Consider the following 22399-nt stretch of genomic DNA (forward strand, 5'->3'; position numbering starts at 1 on the left):
GAGAACACCGAACCGACGACGCCGGCCCCGAGGCGTCGACCGTCCGGTCGATCGCGAGGCTATTTATTCGACCGCGTCGACGTGGCGAGCGTGCGAATCGTCCACCGCCACGGTCGGTCAGACGACTCCGAAGAGACGGTCATCGCGAGCGACGTCGACGTCGCGCGCTCGACGTTCGAACAGGGCCGCGGCCTGATGTTCCGCCGCTCGATCCCCGACGACTACGCGCTCGTGTTCCCGTTCGAAGCGGCGGACACGCAGTGGCTCCACATGCTGTTCGTCCCCTTCGCGATCGACGCGCTGTGGCTCGTGGACGACGAGGTCACGGAGAAACGGCGACTCGCGCCGTTCGTCGGCATCGGCCGCGCCCGCGCCGATACGGTGATCGAACTGCCCGCGGGCGCGGCTGACTCGGTCACGGTCGGCGACGAGATCCGGATCGCGGAGTGACTCGACGGTCGAGTTCCGGGATATCGTCCGTCGAGTTCCGGGACACCGTCCGTCGAACCCCCCGTCATCGCTCACTCCCCGTCTGGCGTCCGGAGCTCGATCTCGACTCGACTCCCGCCCGCCTTGCTCTCGGCGATGTCGAACGACCCGCCGCCGGCACCGACGATCCAGTTGACGTACCACAGGCCGAGGGCGCTCGCATGCTCCAGCGGCGTCTCCTCGCCGGTGAGCACCGACTGCTCGGCGGGCGGAATCCCGGGGCCGTCGTCGGCGACGACCACCGACGCCCACGCCTCGCTCGGGAGTTCGGCGGCGGCGATCCTGACCTGCGGGCGGTCCGCGTCGTTGTGGCGGATCGCGTTGTCGACGAGCTCCGCGATCGCCTCGGCGAGGTAGCCGATCGCTGACACGGTGACCCCGGAGGGAACGTCGACTTCGATGTCGGCGCGGTCGCGGAGTTCCGCCGGGAGCGAGGCGATCGCCTCACGGACGGCCGCCTCCAGATCGAGCGGTTCCGGAGTCGGCCGGTCCGCGAGCAGTCGCTCGACCCGCCTCGACATCTCGCCGACCCGTAGCAGCCGATCGGCGGTGTCGACGACGCGCTCGAGCTCGCTGACGAGCTCCGGATCGTCGACCGCGTCGATCGCCCGCTCCGTGAATCCGGTCACCACGTTGAGATCGTTCCGAAAGTTGTGTCTGAGGACGCGCGTCAGCACGGCGAGCCGTTCCTCGCGGAGCGAGACCGCCGTCACGTCCTCGCCGACCCCGATCGCGCCGACGACCTCGTCGCCGTCGGTGATCGGTCCGATCGTGAGCCGGTACGGGACGCGCTCGCCAGCGCGGGTGAAAAGCGTCGCGTCGCGCTCCACGACCGCGCCGTCGGCGTACACGCTCCGGAGCGCCTCGGCGACGGCCCCGCCGTCCGGCTCGTCGAACAGCGACGGGAGGGCGGAGCCGGAAAGCTCCGAACCGTCGTATCCGACCTCCGCCGCGAACCGTTCGTTCCATCGTGCGAGGGTTCCGTTGGCGGTGCATTCGAACAGCGCTGCGGGGATCGTCGAGGCGATCGCGTCGGTGACGCGAAGCTGCGACCGGAGTCGCTCCTCGGTCCGGACTCTGTCGGTGACGTCGGCCAGGCCGACGATCAGCCACTCCTCCCCGTCGATCGTCGCCTCGCGGAGCGACAGTTCGATCCGTCGCCCCGCGGCAGGCGAACCGACGCCGCCGGTGGCGTCGATATCCCACTCGAACGAGACGGTTTCGTCGGCGTCGGGGGCGTTGGCGACGGCCGCGCCGATCGGGTCGCCGCTCGCCGTCGTCGCCGCGCGTCGGAGATCGGTCAGACAGAGCAGCGTCAGAGCCGACGGGTCCCGGTCGAGCAGATCCGCGGCGGGATCGTTCACCGCTCGGATCGCCCGCGTCTCGGGGTCGCAGACGAGCGTCGGCGTCGGGATCGACTCCACGAACGACCGAATCGCCGGCGGCGGCAGATCTCCGCCCAGGGAGTTCGTGTCCTGTGGACCCACCGAGCCGTCTTCGAACGGGCGATCCCCGTCCTCTGATCGGTCCTCGCCGTGATCGCGACCCATCCGTAAGCCAACCGACGGATGCCGGGGTTATTATCCCAACGCTCGGGTATCCGGACCACCCCCGCGATTCTCGCCGTCCTCGCCGTCCTCGCCGTCCTTGCGGTGTTGTTCTCTCGGCTCCTCCGTCAATCCGCCTTCGCCTGCCAGTCACGAACGGTGTCGGGCCCCACGCCGTCGACGTCGGCCGCCAACTCGTCGGGATCGGCCGACTTGAGTTCGTCGACGCCGGCGACGCCCGCGTCCTGCAGCTTCGCCGCAGTCTTCTCGCCGATCCCCTCGACGGCCTGCAGCTCCGATCCCTCCTCCCGGGCCGTGAACTCCCGGTAGTTGCAGATCGGACAGCCGAGCTCCCACGGCTCGTCGCCGGAGTGGACGCGGAGGTGCGGGAGGTCGTGCTCCTCGCAGACCTCGTCGGTCACCTCGATCTCGCCGCGTCGGGGGAGCGGCAGCGAGTAGTCGCAGTCGGGGTAGCGCGTACAGCCGACGAGCCGGGAGCCGGAGCGGAGCCGTTTGATGGCTAATTCTCCTCCTTGATCCGTCCCACAGTCGGGACAACCGCCGATCACCTCATCCTCCTGCTCGTCGGCCTCGTCGGCCTTACACTGCGGGCAGCCGTGGACGAACGTCTTCCGGCCCGCGAGCATCTTCACGTGTCGGAGGTCGTGGTCCTCGCAGGTCTCGTCGAGGAGGAGCGGCTTTCCGGTGGAGGGGAGCGGCAGCGTGTACTCGCAGTCGGGGTAACCGTCGCAGCCGACGAAGTACGACCCCTGTCGGGACTTTCTGACGAGAAGGTCCGCGCCGCAGTCGGGACAGGGGCCGAGCGTCTTGTCCGCCTTCAGCGACTTCTGGAGATGGTCGCCGACCGCCTCGCGCGACTCGGTGAGGTCGTCGAACACGCGCTCGAGCAGCGCGCGCGACTCCGCGGTCACCTCGTCGTAGTCCTTCTCGCCGGCCGCGATCGCCTGCATGTCGCGCTCCAGTTGGGCGGTCATCTCCTCGCTGACGACGTGCTCGGCGAACTCCTCGGCGGCCTCGACGACCGCCTCCGCGAGTCGAGTCGGTCGCGGCGGGTCGCTCTCGATGTAGTTGCGGTCGTACAGCTTCTCTAGGGTGCGGTGACGGGTCGCCTTCGTACCGACGCCGCGCTTTTCCATCTCCTCGATGAGCCGAGACTGACCGTACCGCCGGGGCGGCTGGGTCTCCTTCGCGTCCGTGCGGCGGTCGTCGAGCGCGAGCGTCTCGCCGACCTCGACGTCGGGGACGATCCGCTCGTCGCTGGAACGGTACGGGTAGACGTCGTGGTAGCCCGCCTCCAACAGCCGCTTCCCGTTCGCCTTCAGGCGGAGGCCGCCGTCGGCGACGAGGTCCGCCGGGCCGTCGGCAGACTCGGAGTTCCGAAGTGCGGCGAGCCCGTCCGCGCGCTCGGCGATCGCCGTCGCCTCGCCGTTCGCGAGCGCGACGACGCGGAGGCGCTCCCACGTCGCGGGCTCGGCGCAGGTCGCGAGGAAGCGGCGGACGACGAGCTCGTACACCTCCCACTCGTCCTCGGAGAGGTCCGAGGCGGAGGGCAGCTCGCCGGTCGGGTGGATCGGCGGGTGGTCGGTCGTCTCCTCGTCGCCCTCGGTGGGCTCGATCTCCTCCTGCTCCAGCAGGCTCGCGGCGTCTTTCCCGAAGGTCGAAGCGGCCTGGAGCTCCTCGATCAGCTCCCGCGGATCCAGATCCTCGGGGTACACCGTGTTGTCCGTCCGGGGATACGTCAGGTAGCCGGCGGTGTACAGGTCCTCCGCGAGCGACATGGCGCGCTGGGCGGAGTAGCCGAGCGAGCCAGCCGCGCGGATGAACGCGGTGGTGTTGAACGGGGTCGGCGGCTCGTCCGTCTGCGTCCGGCGACGCACGTCGTCGACGACGGCCGCCTCTGCCGCGTCGAGCGCCTCGGTGAGCACCTCCGCGACGTCGCCGTCCCAGACGCGCTCGGCCTCGTTGCCCTCGTCGTTCAGGTAGAAGTACCGCGCTTCGAAGGGGTCGCCGCCGGTCTTCGTCAGGTTCCCGTACAGCTCCCAGTACGCCTCGGGGTCGAACGCCTGGATCTCGCGCTCGCGGTCGACGATCAGCTTGAGCGTCGGTCCCTGCACCCGTCCCACCGAGATGAAGTCGTCGCCGAGCTGGCGTGCCGACAGGGAGAGAAAGCGGGTGAGCGCCGCGCCCCATGTGAGGTCGATCACCTGGCGGGCCTCGCCGGCCGCGGCCAGATCGAAGTCCAGCTCGTCGGGGTTCGCGAACGCCTCTTGCACCTCGTTGTCGGTGATCGAGGAGAATCGAACCCGGTCGATCGGCGCGTCCTCGTTGACCTCGCGGACCAGCTCGTACGCCTCCTTCCCGATCAACTCGCCCTCGCGGTCGTAGTCGGTTGCGATGACGACGCGAGAGGCGTTTCGCGCGAGTTTCCGAAGCGCGGCGACGATCCCTTCTTGGGTCGGCTGCTTCGTCGTCGGGGCGTCGATCAGCTCGACGGGCTCCACGTCGCGCCAGTCGTTGTACTCGGCGGGGAAGTCGACGCCGACCACGTGGCCGGAGAGGCCGATACAGCGCTTGCCGCCCCACTTGTACACGTTGACGTCGTTCTGCCGCTCCGCCGTCGCGGACTCGCCGCTCAGGATGTCGGCGATGCGGCGCGCCGCGTTGTCCTTTTCCGTGATTATCAGTTCGGGGCCGCGACTCATTACTCCGAGATAGGCCGGTCCTCGGTCTAAACGTTTCGTGATACTGCTTAAACTTGCGCGGGCGGACGTGCGAACACACGCGCGTAAAGACGCTCCAAGACTCAGGACCACAGCGTCCGGACAGGCGGTCATCAGAACGTTCCTTCGTGACATCCTCTCCGCGCTGAAGCACGAGGCTTTCCCCTCGAATCTTCCGTAAAGTCGGTCAGTGCGATCGCCATCGATCTGGCTATCCGTTTATATATTATTGCCCTGGATGTGAACTCCTCCAAAGCCCACCCCGTACCACCGGAAGACGGTCACGCGGTTTCACCGCGTGAGCAAGTGAGGCCTTCGGTCTCGCCTTGGTCGCCTCGCTCCGCTCGGCGCTGCGACTTCCGTACTCCCGCTCGTTTCACTCGCGGGACAGCACAGCCCCGCACCTCACACCTCTCCAGCCTCGCGGCTCCCTCCGGTCGCCGCGTCCAGCGAGAATCGAAGATTCTCTGGCAGCGAGGGACACAGTCCCTCGGGCAACCGGGCTTCGCCCGGTGACAGCCGGACGTAATCCGGCGATCTCGCGGACTCCTCGCGCCCTTCGGGCGCTCGGAGGCACGCCACCGCACCGCCGACGATACATAAACAGTCTCCGCTCCGCTCGTGATTCCTTATAAACAGCTCCGAAAACTCGGGGGGCGGTGTGACGTGTCGCGCCCCGCTCTACGATTTTTCGTCAGGATCGGTCGGCACGCCGCCGAGGTTCCCCTCGTCGTCGAACAGCTTGGCGCGCAAAAATCGGGCGCGATAGCGGTTCGCGCCGTCCTTCGTGTCAGCCTCGCGGATGTCGTCGATCCGCCCGTCGGCGACCGCGTCGATGATCTCTTCGACCTGCTCCTTCTCGCTCGGCGTCAGCTCGAACTCGTACGTTCGGGGGTGCTCGCTCTCGAGGCGGGTCCACTTGCGGGCGGCGCTCACGACGACCGAGCAGGGCTCGCGGCAGGGGAAGACGCCGTCGCCACCGTCGACGTCGAGATCGGTGTCGTCGTCGTACTGCCACTCCCGACGTTTGAGACACTGCGAGTCGTCACAGCACGCCTCGGCGACCCAGTCGACGTGCTCGTGGCCCCCGCCGCGGTCCCACGTCTGGATCACGCCGTAGATGCCCGACTGCCGCGCCATCGTCTCGCGCCAGTGCGTCACGTCGAGTTCGCCCTCGCGCTCTCGGTACCAGTTCGCGACCGTCGCGGGGTAGATAGTCTCCACCAGCTCGTAGGCGTCCCGCGGCCCCAGATCCGGGAAGACCCACCCGCCCGCGAGCGACGGTGCGGTCTTGAGGGGCCGGTACCGTCCCGTCTCGTCGAGCGTCACCAGATCGCGAGCGTCGAGGGGGTCGTCGTACGCGTCGAGCTCCTCGCTCGGGACGTCCGCGTCGTCGGCGTGGCGCACGTCGTATCGGCGCTCCCCGCGGTCGGTGAGCGTGGCGGTGATCTGCAACTCCCCCCACGCGCGTTCGATCCCTTCGGCGAGGGCGGCGTACCGCGCCGCCACGGTCGCGCCGTCCGCGTCCTCTATCCAGCGCAGGAACGCGCGACGCGGGCCGAACTCGCCGACGACGCACTCGAAGACGTACCAGTCGGTGACCGCCGCGGCGCGGTCGGCGAGCGCCTCGCGGAGGTCACGCTCGGAGAGTCCGGCCCGGTGGTCGCCGTTGGCGAGGACGTACTCTCCCTCGTCGTCGCGCGCGACGGTGAATCCCTCAAACCGGAGGGATTCGCTGGGGGCGCGGTCGGCGAGGGCGTCGAGCACGGCGTCGAAGGCGTCACTCGGGAGGTCGACGTCTGGGACTTCGGGCTCGCCGTCTCCCGTCTCGGCCGCCGCGTCGAGCGTCGGGTCCGCCACGATCAGTCCCCCGTGGCGACGCGGGTCGTCTCGCGCACGTCGTCGAGCGCGGTCCCGAGATCGGCCCCGGCGTCGGCCGCGCGCTCTAGTATCACGTCGGCCATCAGCGGCTCCGTGCCGACCGCGCCAGCGTACCAGATCCGCGTGCCGTCGACAGCGGTCGGCACGTCGTACCCCTCGGTGTGGTCCTCACAGAGCCCCACGTCCTCCGGGATGTCCTCCTGGGTGTGGTAGCCGTCGGCGATGAACAGCGGGACGAGGACGACGTCGTCGCTCTCGAAGAAGTCGGGGAGGTCGTCGACTTCGGGGTCCTCGTCCATGTAGAGCGCCTCCACCTCGTCGAAGCGCTCGCGATCGCGGATCCGGTCGGCGTGGTACTCGATCGCCTTCGCGGAGTTCTCGTTGCGCTCGGTGCCGTGGCCCACGACGGCCAGCCCGAACCCCTCGCCCACGTCTGGATCGCCGGTGACCGACTCCGCCCGACGGACGATCACGTCGGTCATCGCGCGGTGGGTTCCGACGGGGCCGCAGTAGTGAACCTCGCGGTCGATGTCCTCGGCGACGAGGGTCGCTTGGTCGGCGGAGAGTCCGTCGGAGTCCCACTCCGCGACGTCCCAGCCGTCGAGGCGAAGCTCGCGGGGGATCACCTGTTCGGTGAAGTACCCCTCGGAGACGAACAGCGGGACGACGTAGATCTCGTCGCCCTCGACGGTGCGGAGCACCTCCCGGAAATGCGGTTCCTCCTTCCAGAAGCCGGTTTTCACCTCGTCGAAGGCCCCGGTCGCGCGGATGGTGTCCGCGTGATCGTACGTCGGCGCGCTCGACCCCGGATTGAGGTGCGAGCCGTGTGCGACGATGACGAGCGACTGCATACCCGTGCTGGGGGCGCGCCGCTCTTAGGGACTTCGGAGGCTGCGAGTGAGCGGGAACGCGACGGGACCGAAATCGCCATGTCCGCCCGCGGCGCAGGATCGTCCATGTCGCTGGCAGCCGAGACGCGCGAGGCGGTCCGGAAGCACCCGTTCGTCCTCGACGCGCTCCGCGCGGGACTGGTGAATCACAGCGCCGCCGCCGCGTGGCTCGCCGACGAGGCCGACCTCGATGGCGACGGCGACGCGATCGCGACCGCACTCCGCCGGTTCCGCGAGGAGCTCCCCGCGTACGCGACCGACGATTGCGCCGCGAGCGTGTCGATGCGAAGCGGCGTGGCGGTCGTCGACGCCGAAGCGGCTCGCGACGGGAGCGCCGACGCCGCTGCCGACGCCGCTGGCGATGCAGACGCCGCTGGCGATGCAGACGCCGCTGCCGACGCAGCCGCCGCTGGCGACAGCCGACCGCTCGTCAGCGTCGGCGGCGCGGCCGTCACCGACGGCGGACGCGACACCGCGGTCCTCGCGACCGGCGAGGTCGACGCCGCGGCGCTCGCGGGCGCACTTCGTCGCCTCGCCGCCGTCGACGTCGAGGTGTCGGCCGCCGGCGTCGCCGGAGACGCCCTCGTCGTGGTCGTCGGACGGCGCGACGGCGCGACCGCGGTTCGCGTCGTCGAGGCGTCGTTGGAGGCGGTTCCCGTCGGCGGGGAGTGACCCGCCGATCGTCGACGGTGGCGGACGGTCGACGGCGCGGGATCGTCGTCGCGGGATCGTCGGTGTGGGACCGCCGCCGGCGAGCGAACTGCGGCCAACATTTATGACACACACCGTAAATGATCACCTTATTAACTAGTATCTGTTAAGAGGTGTTCGATGGATATGCGGCGACATCGCTGGGAGGACGGCGCGAACGTTCTCTATGAGCGGGCGGTTCGGATCCCCCTCGCGAACGAGGAAGACGAGCGAACGCTTCACAGGCACATGATGCGCATCGCCGACGCCAGGGTCCACAAAAGCGAGCTGCTCGCCGACCCCAACGTCCCGCTCACCGAGGCGTACGAGTACGAACACACCCAGACGAGACGCGGCTTCGAACACCGCCTCCAGCAGCTCGCCGGCGACGATTACCACGCCGTCGCAGACGCGTACATCCGCGGCGATCGGGACGACTGGATCGGCGCGCTCGCGGTGTACTATCAGGAGTGCGACTACCGACTGCAGGAGCGCTACACGCTCGACGACGAAATCTTCTTTTTGGCGATACTCCGGTATCCGGACTGTTTCACCGTTAACCTGGGCTTCGCCGTCGGCGACGTCACTGCTGCCGCGGTTCGGTACGAGTCGACCCAGCACGACGACACCGACCTGACTCGACGCCACCGGGAGCGATACCACGCGGAGTGTCAGTACTCACAGCGTGAGGCCGCCGAGTACATCCGCGAGAACGTCGACTGCATCCGAGACGCGTTCCCGGATCCGGACGCGACCCCGCTGGAAGACCGCCGGTACGGCGGGTTCGTCCACATCACCGGTAGACGCGGGCCGGTGTTTTCGGAATATCTCGGGTCGCTGCGGCCGGATCCGGACCGGTTCGACGGACCCGCCGTCATCCCCGGACTGGTTCCCGAGGGCCCCGAGGTTCGGCGGGCCAAACGGGACCTGCTCGTCGAGCCGGAGTTCGTCGCGTGACTCCCTCGTCCACCCGGCGCGGTGGTGTCCGTTCCACCCGCACGTTTTTCTAACGTCGTCTGATACGTGCAGTCGATGAACGCCGTCACGCTCGGTCCCGCCGGCACGTACTCACACCGTGCGGCGCGGGCCGTCGCCGCCGAGGTGTCGTTCCGCGAGTCGGTCACCGCCATCGTCGACGCCGTCGAATCCGGCGAGTTCGAGCGGGGAGTCGTCCCGATCGAGAACAGCATCGAGGGGTCGGTCACGGAGAGCCTCGACGCGCTCGCCGACCACGACGTCTCCGTCACCCGAGAGGTCGTCACCCCGATCCGCCACGCGCTCCTCGCGCAGGGCCCCGAGTTCGAGGTCGTGGCGAGCCACTCGCAGGCGCTCGCGCAGTGCCGAAACTGGCTGGAGGAGCACTATCCGAACGCGGGGCTCGAAGCGGTCGCCTCCACCGCCCGCGGGGTCGAGCGCGCTCGCGAAGACGCCCGAATCGCCGGGATCGGTCACCCGGACAACGCCGGCGACGACCTCGACATCCTCGCCGAGGACATCCAGGACCGCACCTCCAACGCGACGCGCTTTCTCGTCGTCTCGCCCGAGTCGGCGCGCTCGGACGCCGGCGGAAAGACGACCCTCATCGTCTACCCGAACGCGAACTATCCCGGTCTCCTCCTCGAACTGCTGGAGGCCTTCGCCGACCGCAACCTCAACCTCTCGCGCATCGAGTCGCGCCCGAGCGGCGAGCGTCTCGGCGATTACCTGTTCCACTTCGACGTCGACGCCGGGCTCTACGAGGAGCACATGGCGGCCGCCGTCGCGGACATCGAGGCGATCGCCGACAACGGGTGGGTCCGCGTGCTCGGCTCGTACGACACCCAGCACGTGCTGGAGTAGGGATCGTCCCGAAGGCGGTCACGACCATCGCCAACGACGTAGTATTGATAAATACCAGCGGTGGCGCACGCCTCTGAGCGGGCCGTTGGCCCGCGAGGAGCCCGTGCGAGGGACGCCGCGAGCACCTTTTAAAGGCGCGAAGCGGCGAGGCTGGGGAGGCGTGAGGTACGGGGCTGTTGCGGTGGGGTGGACTCAAAGGGGCAGCCGCGAGGCGGGCGGAGGCGACACAAGCAGGGAGGGACCGGAGGTCCCTCTTGAAGCCGACGCGAAGCGCCGGCGACACCGCAGCGAAGGAGCACGAGCGACCGAGTGAGGAGCGTGGTTCGAGAGGGCAAAGCTCTCTCGTCATCACGAAAATCTTCGATTTTCGAACGACAGCGAGCGTGCGCCGCCCTCGCGACTGGGGCTTTGGAGGTGTTCACCGACGGTTCGATACGAATCGGGTATAGCCGAGCGGCTGGGGCTTTGTGGATGTTCACCGTACAGTATTCAATCATCGATACCTGCGCGGCTCCGTCACCAACAATCGTCGCCGTACCCACGATCTCTCTATCAATACCCGAGTACGTGTGCTACTCGAACCGGTAGCTCGCCCCGTCCGGCCCGTCTTCAATTTCGACGCCGACCTCGCTGAGCGCGTCCCGGAGCTCGTCGGCGCGTTCGTAGTTTCCTGACTCCCGCTCGGCCGCGCGCACGTCGAGAATCAGCTCGACCAGTTCGCCGGCCAGATCGACATCGCCGTCGCTCGTCGAGTCGAACTGAAGGCCCAACACGTCGCCGCCGAGCTCGTCGAACGCCTCGACGGCCTCGCGGAGCCCGCGGTAGTCGTACGGGATGTCGGAGTCGAGGTGCCGGTTTACCGCGTCGGTGAGCTCCAACAGTCCGGCGGTCGCCTCCCGGAGGTTGAGGTCGTCGTTCATCGCCGCGGCGAAGTCGTCGCGGGCCGTCTCGATCGATTCGCGGAGGTCATCGTCCGCCGCTTTCGCGCGAGCGTCCACTGAGTCGAGGGCGTCGACGGCGCGGTCGTAGGTGCGCGAGAGCCGGTCCCAGCGCTCCTCGGCCTCCGCGATGGTCTCCTCGGTGAGCGCCTGCTCGGAGCGGTAGGCGGCCCCCGCGTAGAAGGTCCGGACGACGTTGACGCCGAGTTCGTCGAGGGCGTCCGGGACCGTCCAGAAGTTACCGACCGAGGAGGACATCTTCTCGCCGTCCATCGCGAGCAGGCCGACGTGGAGCCAGTGGCGGGCGAACGTCTCGCCGGTCGCCGCCTCCGACTGCGCTATCTCGTTTTCGTGGTGCGGGAAGACCAGGTCCCGCCCGCCCATGTGAATATCGAGGGTGTCGCCGAGGTGCGTCGTCGACATCGCCGAGCACTCGACGTGCCACCCCGGCCGGCCCTCGCTCCACGGGGAGTCCCACGTCTCGCCCGGGGGCGTCCGGTCGCCGTGGTCGTGTTTCGCGTGTTCGCGGGCGGCGGTCTCGCTCACGCCGTCGGCTTTCCAGAGCGCGAAGTCGGCAGGGTGTCGCTTTTCGGACCGCTCGTCCGGCTCGCCCTGCGCCTCCAGCTCCGCGACGTCCTGGTTCGAGAGCGTTCCGTAGTCGTCGAAGCTGGTGACGTCGAAGTAGACGGAGCCGTTCGACTCGTAGGCGTACCCCTTCTCGACGAGCGTCGCCACGAGGTCGACGATTTCCGGGACGTGCTCCGTGACACGGGGGTACACCTCCGCGCGCAACAGATTCAGCCCGCGCATCGCGTCGAAGGTGCTCGCCGTGAACGTCTCGGCCACGTCCCGCTCTTCGGTCCACGCGTCGCGCTCGCCCACCCTGGCCGTGATCTTCTCGTTGACGTCGGTGACGTTCTCGACGTGGCGCACGTCGTATCCGAGGTGCGCCAGCCAGCGGTGGAGGACGTCGGCGTGGAACCACAGGCGGGCGTGCCCGAGGTGAGGGTCGTCCGACACCGTCAGCCCGCAGACGTACAGCGTGACGTCGCCGTCCGCGGTGAACTCGACGCGCTCGTCCGATAGGGTGTCGGTAACGACGAGACTCATTAGCGGTCCGTATCCGCGGAGATCCTTTTAAATCGTCGGATCCGTTCGGTTCGGATCGCGCTCGCCCCGCCGGGCGGCCCGACGCGTGACGACGAGTGAGGAAGCGTGACGGCTCCTACACCCGGCACCGACCCGTGCGCTTTTGGCGTCGAGCCCGAAGCGTCGGTATGGATCCCCTCGCGGCCGCCATCCTTGTGGGCGTCCCGCTCGCGTGGCTCGTCGGATTCGCGGCCTACGTCTACGTCGACGCGCCGAGACACGGGATGAGCCGGCGAAAGTGGGCCGCCATAGCCCTCTTCGTCCCGCTGTTCGGGTTCTTCGCGTACCTCTTCGAGCGCTCCGAACTGGACTACGACCCCTCCGAAGACCCGTACGCCGGCGGCGGCGACGGTCGCGCGGCCGGTTTCGCGGTCCACGAATCTCGGCGGGGAGAGCGGGCACTCGGCCCGGCGGGAACCGAGGCGAACGGCGTCGTCAAAGGCGACGGGGACTGTGACAGCGACGGGGACGATGTCGTCGAGGGCGACGTCGTCGGGGGCGACGGTGACGACGTCGGAGAGGGCGACGGCGAGGAGAGGACGAAAGACGACGAGTGGAACGATCCGGACGGAGTCGACGCCTGAACGATACCGCGGATATCAATGACACCGGCGGTCACAGGATATCGAGCAGCGTCGACCGCCGCCGGTCGAGATCGAACGCGGCCGCCGACGCGTCGAGTCGATCGAGGAACGCGAGCGGGTCCGCACCCTCCCGTTCCGCGTGCTCGACGAGCGCCTCGACGGAGGCGCGGTTGAGCGCGAGCGACTCCAGCTGACCGCAGACGAGCGCCAGCGCTATCCCGGCCTCACCGCCGGGGAACGAGGAATCGACGGCGGACAGATCCGGTGGTGATCCCGGCGTCGCTCCGGCCTCGTCGGCCGCGACCGTTCGCAGACAGCGCGTGCAGATAGCGGTCGCGTCCGCCGGTGCGTGCTCGCGAAGCGCGGGCGGAACCGCGAACGCGACGACGGTCGCGTCACAGTGGGGACAGGCCATAGGAACGAGCGGGTCGGAAGGGATATGAATGTGGTCGTGCGCCCGACTCAGTCCGCGGTCGCGGTGACGCGGCCACGGGTCGCACGGAGCGACCGCAGCGTCGTGACGACGATCGCTCCCGCCACGACGACGGCGGCTCCGATGACGAGGAACAGTCCGACTGCCTCTAGGATATCGTTTCCGAGGTAAGTCCCGACCTCACCGATACCGACCGCGACGGCCCCGGCGAGCAGCATGCCGCCGAAGTACACTTTGATGTCGTCGGAGTCGACGACCGCGGTCGCGGCGGAGCCGATGCGGGCCCCGAGCGCGCTCCCGAACAGGAGCGGGGCGACGATACCGAGGTCGACGCCGCCGCTCTGGCCGTAGAGGTAGCTCCCGATGCCGCCGGAAAACACGATCTCGAAGAGGTCGGTCCCGACGGCGACCGGGGTCGGAGCGCCGATCGCGTAGATCATCGCGGGCATCCGGATGAACCCGCCGCCGACGCCGAGGAAGCCCGAGAGCAGTCCGGTCGAGAACGCGACGGCCGTGATCACCCAAACCGAGACGCGGACGTCGCCGCGGAGCGCGACCATCGGCGGGATCCGGACGGTCTCTTGGATCCGCGTCGCAATCTCCGGAATCTCGTATTCATCGAGGTCCCTTTCCGCGGTGTCGTGACCGACGCCACCACCGTCGCCGTCACAGTCACCGTCACCGTCGCCGTCGCCATTACAGTCGCCATTACAGTCGCCGTCGCCATTACAGTCGCCGTCGCCATTACAGTCGCCATTACAGTCGCCATTACAGTCGCCGTCGCCGTCTTCGAGAGCCTCTCGGGTGATCAACGTCCCGATGCCACCGAGGAGGAACACGTAGACCACGCTGATGATCCCGCCGGCGAGTCCGAGCGCTTCGAGGTAGAACACGCTCGCGCGGCCGACCTCGATACCGATCGTCGTGCCCGCGATCATGATCGCCCCGAGTTTGTAATCGACCTGACCGAGGTCGTGGTGTTTGAGCGTCGCGATCACGGCCGTTCCGAAGACGAACGCCATTCCGCTCCCGACCGCGATGGTTGCCGGGTATCCCATCATCAACAGCGCGGGCGTCACGAGGAACGAGCCGCCCATGCCGAAGAAGCCGAAGAGGAGCCCGACGACCAGTCCGAATCCGACGAAAAGCGCCATCGTCTCGGGAGAGCCGCCGAGGATTCCCAGCAGCCTACCGAGCATCGGATCCGCCTCCGACGAGCAGTTTCATGAGACGAGGGCCGACGAGCCGTTCGAGACCCCCGTATCCGACGTAGAGCACGATCGCTTCGAAGAGGATCGTGCCGATCAGTATGGCCGTCTCCGGGTCCCACGTCGGCACTTCGAGTCCCCCCATCAGTCTATACACCGATCGCCGCGAACAGTAGTTCGTGTGTCGTACATTTCTGCACAGTACCCCGTACCCGATCCGAGAATATAACAGTTGTGTCTGTACTGCACAATTCTATATCCGCGTAACCACTCCCCGACCATCCATAACTTATGGGTACATTTTGTGCGACAGAAGTGACATCACGTGTTCACGTCGGCCGATTTTGCTCGCCGTGACGCGGGCAGCCGTGCAAAAATCGTACACGACGGGAGCCTCGCTCGCTTACAACCGCTGACCGAACGCGAGGGGTCGGCGAACAGTTCTCGGGCCCGTCTCACCGAGTGAGCGAACCGCTACGTACAGGATCAGCGGCGATAGATATCGGGAGTAAGGATCGCAGACCGCCGACGGCGACGTGGAATTTAAAAGCGATGAGCGTGGTAGCGACGACTGTTTATAAATGAACGTGGTGGTGGCGTCGCCGGCGGCGAAGCCGCCGGCTGCCAGAGAATCTTCGATTCTCGCTGGACGCGGCGACCGCAGGGAGCCGCGAGGCTGGGGAGGAGTGAGGTGCGGCTGGGGCTTTGGACGTGTTCACCGCGCAGTTAACCACTTATAAACGATCAACACCAGATTTCAAACAGTCCACCGCGCCAGCAACGATATATATACAGCCGCCAGCAACGCCACTCGTTCTCTTATAACCGATCACCCCAACGCAGTGAGATCCCCACTCCCAAAATCGACACCTCCCACTTTCTGATTTGAATTCACATCACGAGACGCGCACGACGCGAAGTGCGCCGCGCGCTCACGGTGGGACTGGGATTCGAACCCAGGAAGCCGTGAGGCTACCTGCTTTCAAGGCAGGCGCAATGGGCCGCTCTGCCATCCCACCCTTAGGATCCTTTGCGATCCTTGTCCCCTCTTGCGGTTTTGAGCCTTCAAGACCAAATTAAGCATGAAACGGAATTGTTCCATTTCGCCTAAGTTGAACGGACTTGAAACGGCTCGATCCCGATCTTGTAAGGGGTATAGCAATGTCTAACCGCGACCGGGTTGAAAGTATCGTTCTAATCTATGAGCCTGTAGAAGAGCGGCTAAATCAACGGGAACTTGTTGCGTACAAGAGCCACCGTGAAAAGCTCATTAGGTGGTTAGCCACCCAAGGGAAAGATCCCGACAAGCTACAGGGATATGCAAAGGATACGTATCAGAACTACTCGAATGGTATTTGCAAATTCCATCGTTACGTATGGGATGAAGACAATTCGTTTACTCTGGAATTGACTCACAGCCAAGCAGAAAATTATCTCCGAGAGCTAATTCTATCTGACGAATATTCTTCTAGCCATCTACATAACACCAAGCTCGCTTTGAAAGCCTATTTCCGATTCAACAACAACGAGTGGGATCCTGATATTACCGTACCTTCTAATTCGGGAGCAAAGCAACCCAAGGATTTCGTTTCTGAAAAGGAGCGAAAGGCGCTTAGAGAGGCAGTATTAGAGTATGGTAGTGTTCCAGCATATGCCGCGTTGTCGCCCGACAAACGAAAAGAATGGAAGAGAGAATTAGCCCGCCGATTTGGGAAGCCAACAAACGAAATTGGGCAAGAAGATTGGAAGAAAGCGAATGGCTACAAGTATGTTTCAATTTCATATGCCTCTCTTGATGCTGGATTGCGACCGATCGAAGTGGGAAGAGCAAAGCCGAGTTGGGTCGATTTAGAGAATTGCGCCTTACGAATTCCAGCTAAGGATTCCTCCAAGAACGAGGATAATTGGATAGTAAGCCTTCGGTCGGACACTACAGAATACCTCAAGCAATGGCTAGAGGAAAGGAGGATATACGACAAATATGAAGATTCAGATCGTCTCTGGTTAACACGTCATAGGAACCCCTATACTGGAAAATCACTCCGCGTTTTGCTAGACAATTTGCGCGAGATAGCAGGTATTGAGAGAGAGTTTAGCTGGTATGCTATTCGACACTCTACAGGGACGTATATGGCTCAACAGGAAGGCCTAGCAGCCGCTCAATCGCAGCTTAGGCACTTGAGAGAGGAAACAACGATGAAATACGATAATGTATCTACAGAGCGGAGGCAGGAAGCTCTAGAGCGTATGGGCTAGTCTCTCCGATCTAATCTATTTTAGCAAAGGGTTTGTTTCAAACGAACGGCGGAACCTAATGCACGTTCTGTAGAATCACCCTTCTACAAACAGAAAAAGACGCGAAAAGCGTCTTACCTTGTATATCCCCCAAGGAGGGTATCTGAACCGACTCTATCATCACTAGAACCGGAAAGCATGAAGAGCTTTCTTTATCGCCCGCAAAACGGACGAAAGGACAAGAATTTGCCCTTACGTATAAGAGCATCTACTAACTTAAAAGTTTGTCCATTTATCTTTAATATTTTTGAATAAATGTTCACTTTCTAACCCCTTCATTTCATTTTTAGATTCTGATATTTCAGATTTTTGGGGCAAATAAGTTAAAAGACGATATTTAAGGGGAGATTTGGGTTTCTCCCTCGGTAAGCTAAAATTGAGGGTAGGGTATAGTCTATCCCGTGATAACGTGGAGTATTGTGTTATCAGCTATCCATATCTCCTATTTCACCCTAACTCAAAATCCTGCATCCTTTGATATTGACTGATACAATCCCCCTAGCCTATCGATCTATAATCTAAAACAGAAAAATGACTAGTAGTAATTAAAATAGAATACTGTACTTAGAAGCTCTGAACCGTGAGAATATCGGGATATAACACATAACAACCCCCTAATGTGTTATTACCGTCACGTCGGGCGATTTTAAATGAGACTGGTCTATTAAACCCAATAATAATATAGATGTAACTGAACAAATCGGTATGAGCAAAGAAAACACCCTAGAAACCACAGCTACAAGCAAACAAACATCCTCTAGTTCGACAAAAGTCACTGATGTAACTTTCTCAAATGGATATATACATGAGATTTTAAACAAGAGAGAAAAAACGAAAAAAGATTGGATGAAAGTCCTAGAGTTGATGTATGAAAATGATATTATTGTAGATCCTACTATAACTGCGGGTTGGGTGAGTGACAGAGAATTGAATCAGTCAATATCACCGGCTATAGAATTTTACAATGAAATTGAACCTAGAATTGAAGGAAATATTGAGTTAATAATTGATGACTTAGAGGAGATAGGATTTGTTAAAGTAAATAGAAATACAAACTACAGTGATCAGCTAGAAGATAGTGATCTTAGTATGAGCGAAGATACTGTTGTTCCGATACCCGGACTTACACAAGAAGGACTTCAATTTGCTCATAATCTCAAAACAGAGCGACAGCAACAAACAACCAATAGATACCTGCTAGCTCTCACCTTTCTCTTATTCGTTCTAACCTTAGTTCTAGTTGGTTTGGAAATAGTACCACTTTTATAATATCTTGGTTCTAACTCATTGCCATGATTCAATTGGTACAAGCTATCGCAGCGATCGTATTTCTGCTATGGTTCGTATTTGACATCATGCTTCTCAATATTGGGTTGAACAGCAATAGCATGGTGTGTATTCTATTTGATTACTGTATTCCCTGATGCAGCATCCTACATAGTTTCTTGTCAAATGTGCTTCTCGCCACAAACACTAATTCAATAACACCTGTAGCTCATTTATGGAAGATCCCGATTGGGCCAAGATTCTGAATTATCTATACAAAGAAAATAGTGAGATACATCTATCAACATCAGAAGAATATGATGTTTCTGATGAAATAGAGCATCCATCTATTGAAGAAGTACCAGAGAAAACCGGATTAAACCTCGGAGAAATTAGAGACATACTAAATAAAATGAGTACTATGGGAATTGTTGATTGTGAACCCGGACATATTGAAATATCAGGTACAAAAACAAGACATCTAATATATACCCTAAACAAAGAAGGATTCAACGTAGCTCACGATCGGGAACAAAAGAAAAGCAGTCAAGAAATCAATCTCTCTCTGGTAATATTAACGTGGATACTAGCAGGTGCAGCTTCAATTCAGGCTGTTACTGCTATTGTTTCTCTTCAAGGATTCGATCAAAAGTTTATGACTGTTTTTAGCGTGGTTCTTTTACTGGTTGTATATATTGGTATTCAACAGACAGCGAACTAGTGATCGCACTTAGCTAAGATAACCCTCTTCTTCAAGGAATTTTCCTAATGCTACTTCAATCAGCATTTTCTCATCATAGTTTTTATCGTAAGTATAATCCTCAAAAGCATTTATCAAATTCTTGTCGCTAATCGCGCAGCGAATTAATTTTAAATCGTTACTGCTATCGTTATTATTTTCTACTGATAAACTCATACATTAAATACCAAAGCCGCTAATCCTAATCCCACTACGCCATCGAAACATACCGATCCGATTGATACCATCATATTAGTAATCAAAAATTGTCTCTTCTACACAGATAGGACAATAATATTGTTCGTTCAATTCATCATACATCGGAGTTTGCCCGCATTCATGGACAATATCGAAGGTCCATTTTTGGTCTATGCTGCTATCGGTGAATATCTCTAAATCGTCATTCAAGTAGTAGCTCGCAGTTTCTTTCAGCCTATCGCATATCCTATCTCTTACCTTAGACTGAATATCCAAGTCCATCGCCTGAAAGTTCACATGGATAGCTGATACTCTGAACCCCTCCGGTCGATCTTCTTGGATTGATTGAGCGACATCGCGGTAATCTAGTTCACTCATGATAGGAGTATATAAATGACCAGCTAGTTACCTGCCTGAAACCCTCGAAAATGGACCGTATTCCGTTTCCGGACATATCATGGACGTATTATAGTAGTTATTATCTTGTATAGTATTGTATTCTGTATAATACATAGTTAGTAATCAGGATGTTTGATGGGCATATAATCTGGATTGTTATTCACTTTTTCTAATTCTTCTAAGTATTGTTCATCAATTCGTTTGTTCTCATATTCAGTTTTAGAGTTTCGTTCAATTAAATCTAACTCTTTGAATAGTTGTAAACCTCTTCTTATCGTTCGTGCATCGTATTTTTCGAGAGTATTAGTATTAATCAATCCGTCATTATGGATTTTCGTAGCAGTAACAGTCTCATATTGGTGGATCTTGTTTGCTAATTGTTCTCTGAAATTGAACGACAGAGCGTTAATGTAGTAGGGACGTGAAACATACTCTTCAAAATCTAACACATCTTTCGTATGTGTTTCGTTATTACCATACTTTAGCTCCTTACCTCGGAATTCAGGTAACATTTGTTCAAATATATACTGAATTATGATCTTATCTCCGTAAAAATACCATGCTAGTTCTCTCCTTAGTGCTATTTCATTTTCTGATTGATCTTCCGGTTCGGCAAACCATAGTTCGTTTACCTTATCGATGTCGGTGATAACGTGATTCAATCTCTCCCTGAATGAATCCGTCCCCGGTAAGTTATCTTCGCAGTAGGATTCAATATCAAATGAATCGGGTAACGTATCGATTTCTACAGCTGTATGCTGTTTTTCGCTCTGGTTGGATGTATTCCCCTCGTTCTTTCGAGAAACGGGTATATGGGTCAAAATATCCCGCAGAGCATCGATGTTTACTGTAGGTGCTTCGGGGTTAGTCCGTAGATCGTCGTATTTGTGATCCTCATCGATTCTAGAAGGTGGTACTAACGCATATCCCGACGTTAGAAGCTCTAAGTCGTGCTTGTCCCCCTCAAAGGTTACTTTGGTTTTGAATTGGTCTAGATATTCATACGCTTCTTGTGTGACTGTTAGCAGATTATTGTCCCCGCCCGATTGACTTTGCCATGAAGCTACTGCTAATTCAGAGATTGATTCTAGAAGATTATCAGGTATATCACCGTAACTCTCCTTGTCGAAAACGACAGTATATCCCCTATCAGTTTGAACCCCCAACCTGATACCGATATTACGATGTCGAGATAGCAGAAAGCCGATCTCATTTGCTGTTTTGAGCTTATCGGGATTATCCCAATTCTTGAATCCGGCTTTTTCGCCCGCCTTTACTGAATTGAATACCGGGGTTTCACCGAATATTTCTAGATATTTTTCAATATTATCGCTCTTATCCGATACATTTAAACAGTCGTGGGTGTTAGATTCAGGTGAAGTCATAGATTCCTAGCTTCTTCCGGTGTGCGCCAACACACCGCTTTTTCAAAAGTCGATTAGATATATCGACCGAATTTTAATATTCGTTAGTTTATCGTTGTATTATTGTAGAACCTAAAGATATTTAAACCCCGAGTTACCAGAAATTATTTCCGGTAGAAAGAGGCAAATATTACTGGTTTATTGTTAATGGATATATCCTAGCTCCGATGGTACCTCTGGCACCTTCAAAATCATGGTAATTTTTCCTTCTAAGTCGTCGTTATAGTAACCGATTAGATCGTCATATTCGTTCAAATCTTCTTGAATCTCATCAAGATAATTGTCGTCTACAACATACTCAAAGTAGCCATTAGCAGTTTGAATCATTCTAAAGAAGTGCTATAGGTACCGCCAAAATTACAATCTTTACAGTCGGTGATGCACTCAAGGATTATCCTGCCCGATCCCCAATGCGAAAGGGAGAAATCGCCTTTATAATCGGGCGAGGTACACTTTGGGCAGTTATCATCTAGATTAAACATTGTTATGGACAAAATCCGCAGTTACTACACTCTGAAAAGAACCGTACTTGTCCCCGTCCCCAAGTTTCGTTATGACTCTCATATGTCCCTGTTTCACCGCATTCAGGACATTCAGTCATAGGATTCCCCCGGCGCGATAATGGCTTTCAAAACACTGCCCGACTTATCTAGAATCTTACTTTTCTTATCGTTCTTTGAATCCATTTCCCACAATTCTACCTTGAGATCGTCGTAAGACGTTTTGATAAGTTTGCTCCCGTCCGATAGGGTAGTAACCTCTGTATCAGGTACCTCGCTAGACGCTTCCAAATCAGAGGCAAAGTCCGACCATACGCCCCCTAGTTCTTCCCACGCTCTAGCTCCCTCTGAAAATTCATCTACCTCCGGCGAATTGATTTCAGGCTCTTCAATCTCTTCGGGGGTTTCGGGTTCAGATAATTCTTCTTCTTGGGGTTCAGAATCGCCAAGTGCATTCTGCATTACCTCTTTTAGCTCGCTGCCAGACATTTCTTGCACCTGCTTATTCTCGGGATGAGAGGGACTAGCATCAATCCCGCGCCGTTCCAGAGCTTCGACAGTCTTAGCGTCCTTTTCGGCTTCGGTAAGGTCTTCTTCTTGTCCTAACCCGAACTTACCTTCATCCTTTGCTAACTGGTTCCAAAGCTCCCGCCGGGTATTGGGATATTCAGGATCGTTAAGAGCTTCTTCTACCTTATCGATGCTATCCTTTTGTGATTCATTCGTATGATGTTTTTCGCGGGATAATTCCTCAATCTCATCGGGATGGAAGAAAGAGCTATGAGTCTCAATCTCACTTAAGGATAGTTCAATAGTATCTGCGCCTAGCTCCAATACCGTTTCGTCGTTAGCGAATTTGCCAAGAGAAACTACCTCTCCCTCTTCGGTATCGACCGTTTCGGGATCCTTGGCTAATTCTTCGCTTGAAACTGCGCCGTCCCAATCGACCGCTTCGGATCGGGCGTCTCTGCTATCAAACTCAAAAGAAAACTCTTCATCAATGCCGCGATTCACCGGTTCACTATTATTATCCTTGAAAAGGTCAAACATATATTCTAATCCTCAAATTTATTCCGCAATAATTCATCGTAAGACGAAACATCCTCTTCTATTTTGCGAAGCTTGAGCTTCTTTCTCATGTCCTTGGAGAGACTAATAGATGTAAACTCCCGCCCGCTTCGACCGTCAT

General features: G+C 59.2%; 20 protein-coding genes and 1 tRNA gene. 8 read left to right on the forward strand and 13 right to left on the reverse strand.

The genetic code is table 11. The annotated features are described in order from the left end of the window. Positions 1-81: 81 nt before the first annotated feature. A complete protein-coding gene (locus ACFQEY_RS00720) occupies positions 82-450 on the forward strand; it encodes a DUF192 domain-containing protein (RefSeq protein ID WP_379763782.1) in 369 nt (122 codons plus the stop codon). A gap of 71 nt (positions 451-521) precedes the next feature. On the opposite strand, the gene ACFQEY_RS00725 is transcribed toward ACFQEY_RS00720, so the two are convergent. The 4 genes from ACFQEY_RS00725 to ACFQEY_RS00740 form a co-directional block, all read right to left on the reverse strand. Continuing rightward, positions 522-2039, reverse strand: coding sequence for a PAS domain-containing protein (locus ACFQEY_RS00725; RefSeq protein WP_379763785.1), 1518 nt, complete (start codon positions 2037-2039; stop codon positions 522-524). A gap of 125 nt (positions 2040-2164) precedes the next feature. Continuing rightward, positions 2165-4759, reverse strand: coding sequence for a DNA topoisomerase I (locus ACFQEY_RS00730; protein ID WP_379763787.1), 2595 nt, complete (start codon positions 4757-4759; stop codon positions 2165-2167). A 699-nt stretch (positions 4760-5458) separates the two neighbouring features. Continuing rightward, positions 5459-6637 carry a DR2241 family protein gene (locus tag ACFQEY_RS00735; RefSeq protein WP_379763789.1) on the reverse strand — a complete coding sequence of 393 codons (1179 nt, stop codon included), beginning with the start codon at positions 6635-6637 and terminating at the stop codon, positions 5459-5461. 2 nt (positions 6638-6639) lie between these two features. Continuing rightward, positions 6640-7509, reverse strand: coding sequence for a CbiX/SirB N-terminal domain-containing protein (locus ACFQEY_RS00740; protein WP_379763792.1), 870 nt, complete (start codon positions 7507-7509; stop codon positions 6640-6642). Positions 7510-7614: 105 nt separating this feature from the next. Between ACFQEY_RS00740 and ACFQEY_RS00745 the strand changes: the two genes are divergently transcribed. The 3 genes from ACFQEY_RS00745 (at position 7615) to pheA (ending at position 10077) form a co-directional block, all read left to right on the forward strand. Beyond that, positions 7615-8220, forward strand: coding sequence for a DUF7523 family protein (locus ACFQEY_RS00745; protein WP_379763794.1), 606 nt, complete (start codon positions 7615-7617; stop codon positions 8218-8220). A gap of 165 nt (positions 8221-8385) precedes the next feature. Then, positions 8386-9195 carry a hypothetical protein gene (locus ACFQEY_RS00750; RefSeq protein ID WP_379763796.1) on the forward strand — a complete coding sequence of 270 codons (810 nt, stop codon included), beginning with the start codon at positions 8386-8388 and terminating at the stop codon, positions 9193-9195. Between the two features lie 75 nt (positions 9196-9270). Next, positions 9271-10077: a prephenate dehydratase gene (gene pheA / locus ACFQEY_RS00755; RefSeq protein WP_379763798.1), complete on the forward strand. Its 807-nt coding sequence runs from the start codon at positions 9271-9273 to the stop codon at positions 10075-10077. 572 nt (positions 10078-10649) lie between these two features. Here the strand turns inward: pheA and cysS are convergent. Beyond that, positions 10650-12125 (reverse strand): cysteine--tRNA ligase, encoded by a 1476-nt coding sequence (cysS, locus tag ACFQEY_RS00760; protein ID WP_379763801.1) that lies wholly within the window; start codon positions 12123-12125, stop codon positions 10650-10652. A 167-nt stretch (positions 12126-12292) separates the two neighbouring features. Between cysS and ACFQEY_RS00765 the strand changes: the two genes are divergently transcribed. Beyond that, positions 12293-12748 carry a hypothetical protein gene (locus ACFQEY_RS00765; protein WP_379763803.1) on the forward strand — a complete coding sequence of 152 codons (456 nt, stop codon included), beginning with the start codon at positions 12293-12295 and terminating at the stop codon, positions 12746-12748. A 31-nt stretch (positions 12749-12779) separates the two neighbouring features. Here the strand turns inward: ACFQEY_RS00765 and ACFQEY_RS00770 are convergent, their stop codons facing one another. From ACFQEY_RS00770 to ACFQEY_RS00785, 4 genes are all read right to left on the reverse strand, one after another. After that, positions 12780-13163: a DUF6276 family protein gene (locus tag ACFQEY_RS00770; RefSeq protein WP_379763804.1), complete on the reverse strand. Its 384-nt coding sequence runs from the start codon at positions 13161-13163 to the stop codon at positions 12780-12782. 47 nt (positions 13164-13210) lie between these two features. Next, entirely contained in the window at positions 13211-14380 is a 1170-nt protein-coding gene (locus ACFQEY_RS00775) for a sulfite exporter TauE/SafE family protein (protein ID WP_379763806.1), read from the reverse strand. After that, the gene (locus tag ACFQEY_RS00780; RefSeq protein WP_379763808.1) at positions 14370-14534 is read right to left on the reverse strand and encodes a DUF7512 family protein; all 165 of its coding nucleotides are present in this window, start codon (positions 14532-14534) and stop codon (positions 14370-14372) included. The genes ACFQEY_RS00775 and ACFQEY_RS00780 overlap by 11 nt, the downstream gene beginning before the upstream one ends. Before the next feature lie 790 nt (positions 14535-15324). Next, positions 15325-15408: transfer RNA gene (locus ACFQEY_RS00785), tRNA-Ser, on the reverse strand. 142 nt (positions 15409-15550) lie between these two features. Here ACFQEY_RS00785 and ACFQEY_RS00790 point away from each other — a divergent pair. The 3 genes from ACFQEY_RS00790 to ACFQEY_RS00800 all read left to right on the forward strand — a co-directional run bounded on the left by ACFQEY_RS00790 (position 15551) and on the right by ACFQEY_RS00800 (position 18671). Continuing rightward, the gene (locus tag ACFQEY_RS00790) at positions 15551-16645 is read left to right on the forward strand and encodes a tyrosine-type recombinase/integrase (protein ID WP_379763810.1); all 1095 of its coding nucleotides are present in this window, start codon (positions 15551-15553) and stop codon (positions 16643-16645) included. Positions 16646-17389: 744 nt separating this feature from the next. After that, positions 17390-17953: a hypothetical protein gene (locus tag ACFQEY_RS00795; protein WP_379763812.1), complete on the forward strand. Its 564-nt coding sequence runs from the start codon at positions 17390-17392 to the stop codon at positions 17951-17953. Between the two features lie 232 nt (positions 17954-18185). Continuing rightward, positions 18186-18671, forward strand: coding sequence for a hypothetical protein (locus ACFQEY_RS00800; RefSeq protein WP_379763814.1), 486 nt, complete (start codon positions 18186-18188; stop codon positions 18669-18671). Between the two features lie 9 nt (positions 18672-18680). On the opposite strand, the gene ACFQEY_RS00805 is transcribed toward ACFQEY_RS00800, so the two are convergent. The 4 genes from ACFQEY_RS00805 to ACFQEY_RS00820 form a co-directional block, all read right to left on the reverse strand. After that, entirely contained in the window at positions 18681-18866 is a 186-nt protein-coding gene (locus tag ACFQEY_RS00805) for a hypothetical protein (RefSeq protein ID WP_379763817.1), read from the reverse strand. A 75-nt stretch (positions 18867-18941) separates the two neighbouring features. Next, positions 18942-19265 (reverse strand): hypothetical protein, encoded by a 324-nt coding sequence (locus tag ACFQEY_RS00810; RefSeq protein WP_379763819.1) that lies wholly within the window; start codon positions 19263-19265, stop codon positions 18942-18944. A 137-nt stretch (positions 19266-19402) separates the two neighbouring features. After that, a complete protein-coding gene (locus ACFQEY_RS00815; protein WP_379763821.1) occupies positions 19403-20671 on the reverse strand; it encodes a bifunctional DNA primase/polymerase in 1269 nt (422 codons plus the stop codon). Positions 20672-21303: 632 nt separating this feature from the next. Then, on the reverse strand, positions 21304-22260 hold the full coding sequence (locus tag ACFQEY_RS00820; protein ID WP_379763823.1) for a hypothetical protein: 957 nt from the start codon (positions 22258-22260) through the stop codon (positions 21304-21306). Positions 22261-22399: the final 139 nt, after the last annotated feature.

This window comes from Halorubrum trueperi, from assembly GCF_042662525.1.
Classification (GTDB): Archaea; Halobacteriota; Halobacteria; order Halobacteriales; family Haloferacaceae; genus Halorubrum; species Halorubrum trueperi.

Coding starts and splice junctions, on each gene's coding strand:
- ACFQEY_RS00725 (WP_379763785.1), bottom strand. CDS start 2,039: ATGGGTCGCGATCACGGCGAGGACCGATCAGAGGACGGGGATCGCCCG.
- ACFQEY_RS00730 (WP_379763787.1), bottom strand. CDS start 4,759: ATGAGTCGCGGCCCCGAACTGATAATCACGGAAAAGGACAACGCGGCG.
- ACFQEY_RS00740 (WP_379763792.1), bottom strand. CDS start 7,509: ATGCAGTCGCTCGTCATCGTCGCACACGGCTCGCACCTCAATCCGGGG.
- ACFQEY_RS00745 (WP_379763794.1), top strand. CDS start 7,615: ATGTCGCTGGCAGCCGAGACGCGCGAGGCGGTCCGGAAGCACCCGTTC.
- ACFQEY_RS00750 (WP_379763796.1), top strand. CDS start 8,386: ATGCGGCGACATCGCTGGGAGGACGGCGCGAACGTTCTCTATGAGCGG.
- pheA (WP_379763798.1), top strand. CDS start 9,271: ATGAACGCCGTCACGCTCGGTCCCGCCGGCACGTACTCACACCGTGCG.
- cysS (WP_379763801.1), bottom strand. CDS start 12,125: ATGAGTCTCGTCGTTACCGACACCCTATCGGACGAGCGCGTCGAGTTC.
- ACFQEY_RS00765 (WP_379763803.1), top strand. CDS start 12,293: ATGGATCCCCTCGCGGCCGCCATCCTTGTGGGCGTCCCGCTCGCGTGG.
- ACFQEY_RS00770 (WP_379763804.1), bottom strand. CDS start 13,163: ATGGCCTGTCCCCACTGTGACGCGACCGTCGTCGCGTTCGCGGTTCCG.
- ACFQEY_RS00775 (WP_379763806.1), bottom strand. CDS start 14,380: ATGCTCGGTAGGCTGCTGGGAATCCTCGGCGGCTCTCCCGAGACGATG.
- ACFQEY_RS00780 (WP_379763808.1), bottom strand. CDS start 14,534: ATGGGGGGACTCGAAGTGCCGACGTGGGACCCGGAGACGGCCATACTG.
- ACFQEY_RS00790 (WP_379763810.1), top strand. CDS start 15,551: ATGTCTAACCGCGACCGGGTTGAAAGTATCGTTCTAATCTATGAGCCT.
- ACFQEY_RS00795 (WP_379763812.1), top strand. CDS start 17,390: ATGAGCAAAGAAAACACCCTAGAAACCACAGCTACAAGCAAACAAACA.
- ACFQEY_RS00800 (WP_379763814.1), top strand. CDS start 18,186: ATGGAAGATCCCGATTGGGCCAAGATTCTGAATTATCTATACAAAGAA.
- ACFQEY_RS00805 (WP_379763817.1), bottom strand. CDS start 18,866: ATGAGTTTATCAGTAGAAAATAATAACGATAGCAGTAACGATTTAAAA.
- ACFQEY_RS00810 (WP_379763819.1), bottom strand. CDS start 19,265: ATGAGTGAACTAGATTACCGCGATGTCGCTCAATCAATCCAAGAAGAT.
- ACFQEY_RS00815 (WP_379763821.1), bottom strand. CDS start 20,671: ATGACTTCACCTGAATCTAACACCCACGACTGTTTAAATGTATCGGAT.
- ACFQEY_RS00820 (WP_379763823.1), bottom strand. CDS start 22,260: ATGTTTGACCTTTTCAAGGATAATAATAGTGAACCGGTGAATCGCGGC.